General features: G+C 69.5%; 13 protein-coding genes. 10 read left to right on the top strand and 3 right to left on the bottom strand.

Going from position 1 to position 12,675, the window contains the following annotated elements; translation table 11 throughout:
* The first annotated feature begins 141 nt into the window (after positions 1–141).
* The 9 genes from ACIRPU_RS32045 (at position 142) to ACIRPU_RS32005 (ending at position 8,199) form a co-directional block, all read left to right on the top strand.
* The gene (locus ACIRPU_RS32045; protein WP_403873545.1) at positions 142–786 is read left to right on the top strand and encodes an HAD family hydrolase; all 645 of its coding nucleotides are present in this window, start codon (positions 142–144) and stop codon (positions 784–786) included.
* A 92-nt stretch (positions 787–878) separates the two neighbouring features.
* Positions 879–1,589 carry a VC0807 family protein gene (locus ACIRPU_RS32040; protein ID WP_403873542.1) on the top strand — a complete coding sequence of 237 codons (711 nt, stop codon included), beginning with the start codon at positions 879–881 and terminating at the stop codon, positions 1,587–1,589.
* A 75-nt stretch (positions 1,590–1,664) separates the two neighbouring features.
* A complete protein-coding gene (locus ACIRPU_RS32035; RefSeq protein WP_403873540.1) occupies positions 1,665–2,918 on the top strand; it encodes an MFS transporter in 1,254 nt (417 codons plus the stop codon).
* Positions 2,869–4,041 (top strand): acetoin utilization protein AcuC, encoded by a 1,173-nt coding sequence (locus ACIRPU_RS32030; protein WP_403873537.1) that lies wholly within the window; start codon positions 2,869–2,871, stop codon positions 4,039–4,041. The genes ACIRPU_RS32035 and ACIRPU_RS32030 overlap by 50 nt, the downstream gene beginning before the upstream one ends.
* A 257-nt stretch (positions 4,042–4,298) precedes the next feature.
* A complete protein-coding gene (locus tag ACIRPU_RS32025; RefSeq protein WP_384125468.1) occupies positions 4,299–5,114 on the top strand; it encodes a phosphatase in 816 nt (271 codons plus the stop codon).
* 134 nt (positions 5,115–5,248) lie between these two features.
* Positions 5,249–5,461, top strand: coding sequence for a helix-turn-helix domain-containing protein (locus ACIRPU_RS32020; RefSeq protein WP_015658719.1), 213 nt, complete (start codon positions 5,249–5,251; stop codon positions 5,459–5,461).
* Positions 5,462–5,638: 177 nt separating this feature from the next.
* On the top strand, positions 5,639–5,737 hold the full coding sequence (locus ACIRPU_RS32015) for a 30S ribosomal protein bS22 (protein WP_003948845.1): 99 nt from the start codon (positions 5,639–5,641) through the stop codon (positions 5,735–5,737).
* A gap of 303 nt (positions 5,738–6,040) precedes the next feature.
* Positions 6,041–7,114 (top strand): NAD-dependent epimerase/dehydratase family protein, encoded by a 1,074-nt coding sequence (locus ACIRPU_RS32010; RefSeq protein ID WP_403873533.1) that lies wholly within the window; start codon positions 6,041–6,043, stop codon positions 7,112–7,114.
* Between the two features lie 14 nt (positions 7,115–7,128).
* Positions 7,129–8,199, top strand: coding sequence for a lysophospholipid acyltransferase family protein (locus tag ACIRPU_RS32005; protein WP_403873530.1), 1,071 nt, complete (start codon positions 7,129–7,131; stop codon positions 8,197–8,199).
* Positions 8,200–8,540: 341 nt separating this feature from the next.
* Here ACIRPU_RS32005 and ACIRPU_RS32000 read toward each other — a convergent pair whose 3' ends face one another.
* The 3 genes from ACIRPU_RS32000 to ACIRPU_RS31990 form a co-directional block, all read right to left on the bottom strand.
* A complete protein-coding gene (locus tag ACIRPU_RS32000; RefSeq protein WP_403873527.1) occupies positions 8,541–9,791 on the bottom strand; it encodes a DUF5667 domain-containing protein in 1,251 nt (416 codons plus the stop codon).
* 255 nt (positions 9,792–10,046) lie between these two features.
* Entirely contained in the window at positions 10,047–10,826 is a 780-nt protein-coding gene (locus ACIRPU_RS31995; protein ID WP_054238616.1) for an ECF subfamily RNA polymerase sigma factor, BldN family, read from the bottom strand.
* A 453-nt stretch (positions 10,827–11,279) separates the two neighbouring features.
* Positions 11,280–12,227, bottom strand: a complete 948-nt coding sequence (locus ACIRPU_RS31990) for an HAD family hydrolase (RefSeq protein ID WP_403873523.1) — start codon at positions 12,225–12,227, stop codon at positions 11,280–11,282.
* 102 nt (positions 12,228–12,329) lie between these two features.
* Here ACIRPU_RS31990 and ACIRPU_RS31985 point away from each other — a divergent pair, with 102 nt between their 5' ends.
* Complete coding sequence (locus ACIRPU_RS31985; RefSeq protein ID WP_384122796.1) at positions 12,330–12,602, top strand: glutaredoxin family protein; 273 nt, start codon at positions 12,330–12,332, stop codon at positions 12,600–12,602.
* Positions 12,603–12,675 lie beyond the last annotated feature (73 nt).

Raw genomic sequence — 12,675 nt, 5'->3', positions numbered from 1 at the left:
GAAGCTAAGCCTTACAGCGCCGATGGTACTGCAGGGGGGACCCTGTGGGAGAGTAGGACACCGCCGAACAAATATTACGGGAAACCCCCGCACCTCATGGTGCGGGGGTTTTCTGCGTTTGGGCTCGTTTAGGGTCTAGTCATGCGCTACGACCTGGTGATTTTCGATAACGACGGTGTTCTCGTGGACAGTGAGCCGATCTCCAATCGGCTGCTGGCCGCCTATCTGACCGAGATCGGGCACCCCACCTCGTACGAGGACTCCATCCGTGACTACATGGGGTCCGCGATGCATCGCATCCACGACCTGGTCCAGGAGCGCACCGGGCAGCTGTTGCCGGCCGAGTTCGACGACACGTTCCACCGGCGGGTGTTCGCGGCTTTCGACCAGGAGCTGGAGCCCGTGGCCGGCGCCGTGGACGTCCTCGCGAAGCTGGCCGCGGACGGGGTGCCGTACTGCGTGGCGTCTTCAGGGAGTCATGAGCGGATCCGGGTCGGGCATCGGAAGACCGGGCTGGACCGGTGGTTCGAGGACGCGCGGATCTTCAGTTCGCAGGACGTCGGGAAGGGGAAGCCGGCGCCGGATCTCTTCCTGCACGCGGCCCGGCGGATGGGGGTGGCGCCGGAGCGGTGTGTCGTCGTCGAGGACAGTCCGTTGGGGGTGCGGGCGGCTGTGGCGGCCGGGATGGACGTGTACGGGTTCACCGCGATGACTCCGGCCGCGAAGCTCGCGGGCGCCACTCAACTCTTCTCCGACATGGGGCAGTTGCCTGACCTGCTGATCTGACGGACGTTCCGGTGTCGGGCTGACATTTGTCATGCGTAGCTCCGGACGATCGTTTCTACTGGGGGACCCCTCCCGGCGGCGAAGCTATGGGCATGACGACGAACCAGCACAAGAAGCAGAACGCCTTCGCCCCGCTCATCGTGGATGTGGCGGTGCCGCTCGGGTCGTACTACCTCTTCAAGGGCGCGTTCGGGATGAGCACCTTCGCCGCTCTCGCCTGGAGCAGTCTGATCCCGGCCGGGCGGACCATGTGGAGCGCGGTGAGCAGGCGGACGGTCAACGGGCTCGCGGGGCTCATCCTCGTCGTCAACATCGTCGGACTGGCACTCAGCCTGGTCTCCGGTGACCCGCGGCTGATGCTGGCCAAGGACAGCGGGGTCAGCAGCACGATCGGCATCGGGATCCTGGTCTCCGTGGTGCTGGGGAGGCCGATGATGACCGCCGCGGTCAAGCCGTTCCTGGTCAAGGGTGACGCGGTCAGGGAGGCGGCGTGGGCGCGGCTGGAGAGCGGCGCGTCGGTCGCGTCGGCGGACTTCCAGAAGCGGGAGCGGGCCTTCTCGATCGTCTGGGGCGTGGTGCTGCTCGTCGAGTGTGTCGTGCGGGTCGTGGGGGCGTACACGGTTCCGGTGGACACCATGGTGTGGCTCGGCACCGTGGTCATGGTCGTGGCGATGGGCATCGGTTTCCTGGTCGGCGGGGCGCTCGGTGCCGGGCCGATGGCGGCGATGGTCGCCTCCGAGACGAGGGCCGGGAAGGCCGTCCAGGCCGAGGTCGAGGTGCCCGAGGTGGTCCTCGCCCGGTGATGCCGGTAAAGCTGAGGAGAATTCATCTTTGGCTGGATCTACCCACGAGTACGCAGGGGCCCTACGCTCGCCGCCATGACAGAAGTGCTGCGGCGCGGTAGGGCCTCTTTGGCGTTCAGCTTTTTCGCGCAGGGCGCGGCCTTCGCCCTGCTGGTGACCCGGATCCCGGCCATCCAGAACAGGTACGAGGTCTCGGACGCGCTGCTGCCCGTCTTCCTCGCAGCCGTGCCCATCCTGGCCGGGGTCGGCAGCGTGTCGACCGAGCAGCTGGTGAAGCGGATACCGCCCAGCCGGGTGCTGCGCTGGTCCCAGCCGGTGGTGCTGCTGGCCCTGCTCGGGGTCGGGGCGGGGCGGGGGGTGGCCGAGCTGGGGGTCGCCCTGGCTGTCTTCGGTCTCGCCGTGGGGGCGTTGGACGCCTCGATGAACATGCTCGGGGTGAGTCTTCAGCGGACGTACGGGCGCAGCATCATGCTCAGCTTCCATGCCGTGTACAGCCTGGGCGGGATCGTGGGGGCCTCGCTGGCGTGGGTGGGTGCGCACTGGCATCTCGCGCTGTGGGTGTCGTATCTGCCGGTGGTGGCGGTGCTGTTGCCGGCCGTCCTGGTGGGGAGCCGTTGGTATGTGGACAGGGGCGCGGAGGATGGCAGGGCGGAGGGCGGCAAGGCGGCGGACGCCGAGTCGGCGGACGCCGAGTCGGCGGGTGGCGGTACGGGGGTCGTCTTCAAGGTGCTGCTGCCGTTGTGTCTGGTGATGACCTTCGCCTACATCGGGGACTCGACGGTCTCCAACTGGAGCGCGAAGTATCTCCAGGACGTGCTGGGCAGCAGCGAGCAGCTGGCCACCGTTCCGTACAACGTCTACATGGTCACCACGCTGCTCGGGCGGGCCATCGGGGACTTCGGGGTGCGGCGGTTCGGGGCCGCTGCCGTGGTGCGGCTGGGGGCGCTGGTGGCGGCGGCGGGGTTCGCGGTGGTGGCCGTCGCGCCCGGGGCGTGGGTCGGGATGCTCGGTTTCACGTTCGTGGGGTTGGGGTTGTGTGTGCTGGTGCCGCAGACGTTCGCGGCGGCGGGGCGGTTGTTCCCGGGGGCTTCGGATGCGGCGATCGCCCGTCTCAACATCTTCAATTACGTCGGGTTCCTGATCGGTTCGCCGTTGGTGGGGGCGTTGGGGGACGCCTGGACCTACCGGGGCGCGATGGTGGTGCCGATGGTGTTGGTGCTGGTGACGTTGGTGTACGCCCGGTCGTTCGCCGCTCAACCGGACCGATACGGTGGCGGGCATGAGCGGCCGCGCACAGCTGATGTGGGACGAGGCAGTAACGGGCTATGACTTCGGGCCCGAGCATCCGATGGATCCGGTTCGGCTGGATCTGACCCGGAGGCTGGTCGCTGCCCTGGGGCTCGACCGGGAGGTGGAGGTCGTCGCGGCGAAGCCCGCCGGGGAGTCGACGTTGCGGCTCGTGCACCGGGAGGACTACGTCCAGGCCGTCAAGGCGGCGTCGGTGGAGCCGGGGTCGGCGGACCAGTCGTACGGGCTGGGGACGATGGACGATCCGGCCTTCGCGGGGATGCACGAGGTGTCCGCTCTCATCGCCGGGCTGTCGGTGGGGGCCGCGGAGGCCGTCTGGCGGGGAGAGGCGCTGCACGCGGTGAACTTCGCGGGTGGCTTGCACCATGCGATGCCGGGCGGGGCGTCGGGGTTCTGTATCTACAACGACGCTGCGTTGGCGATCGCCCGGTTGCTGGAGCTGGGGGCCGAGCGGGTCGCGTATGTGGACGTGGACGTGCATCACGGGGACGGGGTGCAGGCGGCCTTCTGGGACGACCCGCGGGTGCTGACGATCTCCCTGCACGAGCATCCTCGTACCTTGTTCCCGCAGACCGGGTGGCCGGAGGAGACCGGTGGGGAGCGGGCGGAGGGGTCGGCGGTGAACGTCGCGCTGCCGGCCGGGACCGGGGACGCGGGGTGGTTGCGGGCGTTCCACTCGGTGGTGCCGGAGCTGATCGCCGATTTCCGGCCGGATGTGCTGGTGACCCAGCATGGGGCCGACACGCACTTCGAGGATCCGCTGGCGCATCTCGCGGTGTCTCTCGACGCGCAGCGGGCTGTGCAGGTGGCCTGTCATGAATTGGCGCACGAGTACGCCGGGGGCAAGTGGGTCGCGTTGGGTGGGGGCGGGTACGCGGTGGTGGATGTGGTGCCGCGGTCGTGGACGCATCTGGTGGGAGTGGCGGCGGGGGTGCCGGTGGCGCCGGAGACGGTGATTCCGGAGGGGTGGCGGCAGGAGGTTTTCGCTCGGACTCGGCAGTTGGGGCCGGTGCGGATGACTGATGGGCGGTGGCCGGTGGAGTGGGCCGGGTGGGAGTCGGGGTACGACCCCGCGGATCGTTTGGACCAGGCTGTGTTGGCCACGCGGCGGGCGGTGTTTCCGTTGCGGGGGTTGTTGCCGTAGGGGGGTCGCCCCCGCCGCCCTCACCCGTTCCCCTCCTCTTCAGGGGGCTCTGCCCCTGTGACCCCCGTGTCGGCCCGGACGGCCTCGTCCTCAATCGCCGGACGGGCTGGAGGGTGCCGGACGGGCGGAAGGGCTGGAGGGTGCCGGATGGGCTGGAGGGTGCCGGACGGGCTGTGGGGGGCTTGGGTTTACGCCAACTGTGCGGTGTTGGTGGGGTTTTGCCTCGGGGCCGGGCCTGGTCCGTCAGCATCGCTTCTGTGTTGAGTTCCGGGGCGCTTCGGGCGCATCTGCTCGCCTCGCGGTTGGCCGGGGCGGTGGCCACCTCCCGGGAGGAGAGTCTGCGGAGCTATCGGCTCTTCGCCGCTCGTGATCCTCGGGTGCTGATCGGGCTGGATCCCGAGTGGAGTTGGGGGCAGCGGGATCTGATCGCGCTGATGGCCGACAAGTGTGGAGTTTCGGCCGATCCCGGCTGCGTTTCCGGGCATGATGTGATCGATCCTGAGCGCACGCTGGCCGCGCTGGATTCCTTCGCGGAACGGCTAGCCTCGGTCGCCCAGCGTGGCGCGCCCGTGCTGCTGGGCACCGGGCATCCGCATCGGCTGCTGGGGTTCTACGCCACCGTTGCGGACGCTTTGTCGGCGGCGGGATGTGATGTCCTCACCCCGGCGCAGGGTCACTGTGTCGACATAACGACCCGGTTCGGTCTACGCACCCACCACCTCGACTACGTACGGGGAGTCGCGGTCGTCCGGGAGGCGGGCGCCGAACGCGCCGGTTGTGCGACCGGTGCGCACAGTCATTCGCCGCTCCCGGTTCGGGTCGCGCTGGCGGCGGCGGCCGAGGGCGGCGGGCCGCTGCCCGAGCTGGTCATCGGGGACCACGGATGGGTCTGCGGGGCAGGTCAGCTGGGGTTCGAGGCCATCGGGCTGGCGGACACCGACGACCCCGCGCTGTTCGTGGGGGAGGCCGAAGGAGTCGTCTCCGTCGTCGTTCCACTTGATGACGCCGTGCGGTCCGCTTACTACAGGCCGCTGACCCGCTACGTACTCAATCGAGCGTGTCTGTCACAGTAGGCCGCTGATGGGTGCACCTCTTCCCCACTCGCATCACCCGCCCCTACATTGGGGAGTGAGCACGCAACGACGAAGAGTCACCGGAAGGGGAAGCCGGTGGCCGTCGAGTCGAGTGCGGAAGGTTCAGGTGTGTCATGGGTGCAGCCGGCGAGAGGCCTCTGAACGAGGTTCAGTTCCTTACCGTGGCGGAAGTCGCCTCGGTGATGCGAGTGTCGAAGATGACCGTGTACCGACTGGTGCACAGCGGTCATCTGCCCGCGATCCGGGTGGGGCGGTCCTTCCGCGTCCCCGAGCAAGCGGTGCACGAGTACCTCCGCGAGAGCTACGTGGGGGTGGAAACCGCCTGACGGTCGGGGCCTGTCCGGCAGGGCAGGCTCGGGGTGGGGCCCGGCCTCAGGACCGTCTCGGGCCCCTCCCGCCCCTCGATTACGACCTCAGCGCTCGGGCGGGTAGGCTAGCCCCTTGAAGGTCGTGTGGGCCCATGGCGCCCAGCACCGAGTGATGAGAAGTGAGCGAGGGTAGTCGTGGGCTCTGTTATCAAGAAGCGGCGTAAGCGGATGGCCAAGAAGAAGCACCGCAAGCTGCTCAAGCGCACGCGCGTTCAGCGTCGCAACAAGAAGTAAGCGCGAGCAGAAGTAGGCGCAAGCACTTACTTCGCGCGACGCGAGCCGCGTAGGCGTGGTGTGGCCCCCCACCGTGTTATCGGTGGGGGGCCACACGCATATCCGGGTGCCCGTACGGTCGGCTGAACGCCGTGCGGATGCCTGGACGTGCACCATGGCTGATCTGGTCGTATGACCGAAGGGTTCCCGTCACTTCGTGCGCCGAGCGGTCATCACAGCGCAACATCGACCCGCTAAGTTGGCCCACAGGCGGGAACACGGCAGGGCAGCCGGCGGTTCCAGGACGGAAGGAAGGCGCTGATCTTGGGAAAGGTCGTGCTCGTTACCGGAGTGGCCCGTCAGCTGGGGGGCCGGTTCGTACGACGGATCCAGCGTGACCCGGAGGTCGACCGGGTGGTCGCCGTGGACGCGGTGCGGCCCGAGCACCATCTCGGCGGCGCCGACTTCATCGAGGCCGACATCCGGCAGCCCACCATCGCGCGGGTGCTCGCCGAGACCGGTGCCGACACCGTCGTCCACCTGGACGTGACAGCGACCGCGCTGGGCAGGGGCAGCCGGACCACGGTCAAGGAGACCAACGTCATCGGGACCATGCAGCTGCTCGGCGCCTGTCAGAAATCGCCGAACGTGAAGCGGCTGGTGGTCAAGTCCTCCACCAACGTCTACGGGTCCGCGCCGCGTGATCCCGCCGTGTTCACCGAGACGACCCCGCCCAAGTCGTTGCCCAGCGGCGGCTTCGCCAAGGACGCCGTCGAGGTCGAGGGGTATGTGCGCGGGTTCGCCCGGCGGCGTCCCGATGTCGCCGTGTGCGTGCTGCGGTTCGCCAACATCCTGGGGCCGACCGCCGAGACGCCGCTCGCCTCGTACTTCTCGCTGCCCGTGCTGCCCACCGTGCTCGGCTACGACCCCCGGCTCCAGTTCGTCCACGAGGACGACGTGATCGAGGTGCTGCGGATCGCCTCGCACGAACCGCGGCGGGGCACCCTCAACAGCGGCACCTTCAACATCGCCGGAGACGGAGCGCTGTTGCTGTCGCAGTGTTCGCGGCGGCTCGGGCGGCCTACCGTGCCGCTGCTGCTGCCCGCCGTCACCTGGGCGGGGTCTCTGGTGCGTACGCTGGGCATGACGGACTTCTCGCCCGAGCAGATCCGGCTGCTCACCCACGGCCGGGTCGTGTCCACGGTCCAGATGCGCGAGACGCTGGGGTTCATGCCGCGGTACACCACGGCGGAGACCTTCGCGGACTTCGCGCGCAGTCACGGACCCGGACTCCTGCCGCCCGAGGCCGTTGCCGGGGCCGTCGACCGGGTCGCCGCGCTGGCCCTGCCGGGCGGCGACCACGCCCCGGTCCACCTCCCGACGCAGAGCGCCAACTGAGGAGCGCATCAACGATGGCGGATGCCAAGGTCCTTCCGTTCGACGACGACCGGTCCCGGGGGAGCGCCGTAGCGCGGCCGCCCCGGCGCCGGGGCGCGGTGAGCCGGCGTCGGAACGGCGAGCCCGCGCCGGTCCGGGAGATCGGCGAGGGCGGCGAGGTCGGTGAGGTCCAGCCCCTGCCCACCAGGGCGGCTGGGCAGGATGATGTTCCTGTGACGGGTGAGGAACGGCTGGACAAGGACGCGGGCAGCCTGGAGCGGCGGATCGCGGGCGGGCTGTCCTTCCTGCGCCGGCGCCTCACGGGCGACTACGAGGTCGACGACTTCGGCTACGACGAGGAACTGACCGACCAGGTCCTGATGTCCCTGCTGCGGCCGCTGTACGAGAAGTACTTCCGGGTCGAGGTGAAGGGCGTCGAGAACATCCCGGCGGACGGTGGCGCGCTCATCGTCGCCAACCACTCGGGGACGTTGCCGTTGGACGGCCTGATGATGCAGGTCGCCGTCCACGACCACCACCCGGCGGGCCGGCACCTGCGACTCCTGGCCGCCGACCTCGTCTTCGTGCTGCCGGTCGTCAACGAGCTGGCCCGCAAGCTCGGGCACACCCTCGCCTGCGCGGAGGACGCCGAACGGCTGCTCGGCCAGGGCGAGCTGGTCGGGGTGATGCCGGAGGGCTTCAAGGGCATCGGGAAGCCCTTCAGCGAGCGCTACAAGCTTCAGCGGTTCGGCCGGGGCGGCTTCGTCTCCACGGCACTGCGCCAGGGAGCTCCGATCATCCCCTGCTCGATCGTCGGGGCCGAGGAGATCTACCCGATGATCGGCAACGCCAAGACGCTGGCGCGGGTGCTCGGCTTCCCGTACTTCCCGCTGACGCCGACCTTCCCGTGGCTGGGACCGCTGGGCGGGATTCCGCTGCCGACGAAGTGGACGATCCAGTTCGGCGAGCCGATTCCGACGGACGGCTACCCGCCGGAGGCGGCGGAGGACCCGATGCTGATGTTCAACCTGACGGATCAGGTGAGGGAGCAGATCCAGCACACGCTGTACAAGTTGCTGGTGCAGCGGCGGTCGGTGTTCTTCTGACCGGGTGGCCGGGTGGCCGGGGCACCTGGTGGCTGGGGTTCGGTGTGCTGTCGGACGGAGTCCGGCGCAGCCGGGCGAAGCCCGCGTAGCGGTGCGAGGTCGGCGGTGTAGATGGGTGCCTGGCCCGGTGGCCCGGTGGCCCGGTGGCCCGTCGCCCGGTGGCCGGGTGATCGGTGTAGATGGGTACCGGCCGGTTGGGGTTTGGTGTGCTGCACCGGACGGGGTCCGGTGCAGCCGGGCGAAGCCCGTGTACTGGTGCGGGGTCGGTGGTGTAGGGGGAAACGGCTGTGGGGGCGCTCCTCTTTTTGGGAGGGGCGCCCCCACAGCCGTACGGGTTTGTTCTACTCCGCGTCCTCGCTGTCGATGCCCAGGCCCGGGAGCAGGCCGGGGAGGAGGGGCGGGAGGGTGACGTCCGGTTGGGTGCTGGGGACGATGGTGGTCGGGGCGGTGCCGCCGGTTTCCTTCGGGGGGTCCAGCAGGCCGCCGGTGTTGCCGCCGAGCAGGCCGTCGTCGGTGGTGCCGGAGGTGGACGACTTGCTGGGGCTTCCGGTGTCGGCGCCGGTCCCGTCGGTCGGGGCGCGGCCGGTACCGGTGCCGGGGGTGGTCCCATGGCGCCCGGTGTCCGAGGTACCGGTGGACGCCGAACCGGAGCCCTCGCGGGTGCCGCCGCCGCCCGGGGCGGGGGGCCGCGGGAGGAGGGACTGCAGCGGGGCGACCTCTTCGTCTATGGCCTCGAAGACCGACGAGACCTGCTGACTGACGTCGCCGAGCTGGACCGGCAGGCGGTCGCGCAGGGCGCCCCAGACCTCGCGGTGCGAGCGGGAGAACGCGTCGAGGGCCTGGATGGGGCCCAGGGAGTTCGGGTCGCGTTCGTACGCCTCGTGGAGGAGCCGGTGGCCTTCCGACGCGTCGTGCTGCATGCCGTTCAGGGCGCGTCGGATCTCGCCGAGGGACTCGTGGTCGAGGTCGCCGCTGCGGCCTCGCTCCATGAGCCGACGGGCCTCGCTGAGCCGGGTGGAGGCCTGGTCGAGATAGGTCCGACCGCGCTCGTCGTCGCCGTCGGACAGATAGTTGAGCTTGAAGTCCTCGATCCCGCGCTTCAGCCCGTAGAGCCCGTCGCCCGGGAGGGCGTCGGAGCTCGCCGCGGCGACGCCGCCGAAGGCGCCCGCCGCGACGCCGACGCTGAGGCCGCCCGCGGTGAGGCCCTTGGCAAGGCGGGAACGCGGTCGGAACTTGCCCAGGGGACTGGCCCGGTGCGTGCCCCTGGCCCGCTGGGAGCGTTGCTCCCGTACCGAAGTGTCCGCCGCTTCGCCTCCCGCGGTGCCCGCTTGCAGCATGGCCTCCATAGCGGCGACCAACTGGGCCCGCTGGACGACCTTGACCTCGGGATCGAACTCCGGTTTGGGCAGCTCGGCGAGACTCGTGGCGAGGGCCAGAAGATGGCCCTGCCCGGTCTGGTCCGCAGCGGCCGGCGCCGGCGGTGATCCTTCGGTCTGCTCGGCCGCCGTGTCCTGGGAGGAACAGTCGGACTGTTCCTCCCAGGCCTGGGCGAAGGCGTTCGCCCGCCGGTGCGCCGATACGTTCGCGATCACTGGCGGCACCTCCTCTCGTCATCACGGTCGACTCCCCTGGGGTCCTGACGGTTCCACGCCCTGGACCGGATCCACACGATCGAGTGATCGGGGTCGGCCAGGACGTGACCACAGGGAGCCTGTATCCCGCACAACGACTGGCGCGGCACTTGGGTTACGGACTGCGGATGATCGGATCGGGAAGACAACGGACTTTCACTGAAGGTGAGTTGGTGTCACGGAGTGTGTGGCGTCGGTGGTGGGCGGGGGACGGGTTCAGCGGGCGTCTTCCGGCAGCAGACGGGCCAGGGTGCGGACGGCCCGGTACTGGAGCGTCTTGATGGCACCCTCGTTCTTGCCCATCACGCGCGCGGTCTCGGCGACGGAGAGCCCCTGGAGGAACCGGAGCGTCACGCACTCCTGCTGCTGCGGGTTGAGCCGGCGTACGGCGTCCAGGAGCGCGGCGTTGGAGAGGGACTCCAGGACGGAGTCCTCGGGTGAGCGCTCGACCTCGTTGGCGTCGAGCATCTCGCCGGTCGTCACCTCGAGCCGGAAGCGGCTCGATTTGAAGTGGTCGGCGACGAGGTTGCGGGCGATGGTGACGAGCCAGGCGCCGAAGTCGCGGCCCTGCCAGGTGAACGTCCCGATGCGGCGCAGGGCGCGCAGGAACGTCTCGCTGGTGAGGTCCTCGGCGGTGGCCTTGCCGCCCACCCGGTAGTAGATGTAGCGGTAGACCGTGTCGCTGTACTGGTCGTACAGGCGCCCGAAAGCGTCGGCCTCACCGGCCTGGGCGCGTTCGACGAGGTCCATCATGCGGGCGCTGTCACTGTCGGCGGCCGGCCGACGGGCGGTGGCCGCGCCGGCCGAGCGTCCTCGTCTGCCCACCGCGGCGCTGCCGTCGGCCAGTGCGTAGCACGGGCCGAGCGGAGCGGTGGTGGCGAAGGCGGGGACGGCGTACGCGGTGGGGACGACGCCGCGCAAGAGGTCATGGACCGTAGCGACCGTTGCGCGCAGCGTAGCCAGGCCCGAGGTGTCAACCCCGACGTGTGGGTACACGGGACTCCCAGAGGCAGAGCTTGCATCACGTGCAGTACGGAACCATTCACCCGTCGTAGCGACGGAAGGGGTACCGGATTGCGTCTGAGGAGAATAACGCTTCGTGCAGGCACTGCTACACCGAGTTGCTCAAATCATCGATTACGTCGCTTCTGTGGCCTATTGACGCTCGATCAAGTTTCACAGGGTGAGCGATTGTTGATCGAAATGGTTCGAGTTTCGGCTCGGTCCAGGGCGTGTTGTGGCTGTGCGCGGACAACAGGACTGGACGGGGGGTTACGGGGGTACGACCGTCGGATTGGTCGGGTTCGGTGCCCGGTGTGGGGTGTTGTCCGGTAACGCCAAAGAGCGGCCGGGCTGTTACGCCTCGGCCGCTCGGTCGGGTTGCCCGCGCCGTCGTGGTCGTCGGTGCAGTCGTCGGTGCAGTCGTCGGTGCAGTCGTCGGTGCCGTCGTCAGCGCCGGCGGCGGTGCAGCGCGATCGCCGCCGCCGTGCCGCCCGCCACCGCGCCCACGCCGGCCGCGGCCGGGATGCCGACCTTCGCCGCCTTGCGGCCCGTGCGGTAGTCGCGCAGCCGCCAGTCGAGCTTGTGCGCGTGCTTGCGGAGCTTGGCGTCGGGGTTGATGGCGTAGGGGTGGCCGACGAGGGAGAGCATCGGGATGTCGTTGTGGGAGTCGCTGTAGGCGGCGCAGCGGGAGAGGTCCAGGTTCTCCGCCGCCGCCAGCGCGCGTACCGCCTCCGCCTTCGCGGGGCCGTGCAGCGGCTCGCCCACCAGCCTGCCCGTGTAGACGCCGTCGACGGACTCCGCGACCGTGCCCAGCGCGCCGGTCAGGCCGAGGCGGCGGGCGATCACCTGGGCGATCTCCACCGGGGCCGCCGTGACCAGCCACACCTTCTGGCCCGCGTCCAGGTGCGCCTGGGCGAGGGCCCGGGTGCCCGGCCAGATGCGCTCGGCCATGTACTCGTCGTAGATCTCCTCGCCGATCGACATCAGCTCGGAGACCCGGTGACCCTGCACGATGGAGAGCGCCGAGTCGCGGGCCTCCTGCATGTGCTCGGGGTCCTCGACGCCGGCCAGCCGGAACCACGCCTGCTGCCAGGCGAAGCGGGCCAGGTCGCGGGTCTCGAAGAACTTGCGTTTGTACAGGCCACGGCCGAAGTGGAAGAGCGCGGCGCCCTGCATCACGGTGTTGTCGAGGTCGAAGAAGGCGGCGGCCATCGCGTCGCCGTGCACCGGGAACGGCGGTTCGCGGTCGGAGGTGTCCAGGGGCGTCAGGGTCTCCTGGGGGTCCAGGGATTCCTGGGTGGACTTGCGGGCTGCCTCCGCCGAGGCCTCGCCTGCCAACACGCTCCGCGCCGTGGCGGAGCGCCTACGGGGAGTGAGCCATCCTAGAGCGGCCATGGCGTGAGCATAGCCAGTCCGTTCGGTGGTTCCGGAGCCGAGAGGTTCGAAGGGTGTGAACTCTCCGCGACCGCGCCGTTAAAGAAGCGCGAGAATGGCGGTATGACTCCCCTCTTTCGACGTAAGGCCGCCGCGGGCGAGCGGTCGGTCACCCTCATTCGTAAGTCCGGTTGTCATCTGTGCGACGACGCCGAGCGCGTGATCGAGAAGGTCTGCGGGGAACTCGGTGTGTCCTGGGAGCAGAAGGACATCGCCGACGACCGGGAACTGTACGACCAGTACTGGGAGCAGATCCCGGTCGTGCTGGTCGACGGCAGGCAGCACACCTTCTGGCGGGTGGACGAGAGTCGCCTGCGCAAAGAACTGTCCGGGTGAGGAACTGACCGAGCAGTACAAGGCTGTACCGAACGTCGCTTAGGATCGATGGCGGTTTTGTCTCGGGGGCGGG

The organism is Streptomyces sp. NPDC102259 (assembly GCF_044766465.1).
In the GTDB taxonomy this organism is placed as follows: Bacteria; Actinomycetota; Actinomycetes; order Streptomycetales; family Streptomycetaceae; genus Streptomyces.
The sequence above is the reverse complement of the archived record's forward strand: the minus strand, read 5'-3'. Positions and strand labels throughout refer to the sequence as shown.

Excerpts from the sequence above, each read along its gene's own strand:
- ACIRPU_RS32045 (WP_403873545.1), top strand. The coding sequence starts at position 142 with ATGCGCTACGACCTGGTGATTTTCGATAACGACGGTGTTCTCGTGGAC.
- ACIRPU_RS32040 (WP_403873542.1), top strand. The coding sequence starts at position 879 with ATGACGACGAACCAGCACAAGAAGCAGAACGCCTTCGCCCCGCTCATC.
- ACIRPU_RS32035 (WP_403873540.1), top strand. The coding sequence starts at position 1,665 with ATGACAGAAGTGCTGCGGCGCGGTAGGGCCTCTTTGGCGTTCAGCTTT.
- ACIRPU_RS32030 (WP_403873537.1), top strand. The coding sequence starts at position 2,869 with ATGAGCGGCCGCGCACAGCTGATGTGGGACGAGGCAGTAACGGGCTAT.
- ACIRPU_RS32020 (WP_015658719.1), top strand. The coding sequence starts at position 5,249 with ATGGGTGCAGCCGGCGAGAGGCCTCTGAACGAGGTTCAGTTCCTTACC.
- ACIRPU_RS32005 (WP_403873530.1), top strand. The coding sequence starts at position 7,129 with ATGGCGGATGCCAAGGTCCTTCCGTTCGACGACGACCGGTCCCGGGGG.
- ACIRPU_RS31990 (WP_403873523.1), bottom strand. The coding sequence starts at position 12,227 with ATGGCCGCTCTAGGATGGCTCACTCCCCGTAGGCGCTCCGCCACGGCG.
- ACIRPU_RS31985 (WP_384122796.1), top strand. The coding sequence starts at position 12,330 with ATGACTCCCCTCTTTCGACGTAAGGCCGCCGCGGGCGAGCGGTCGGTC.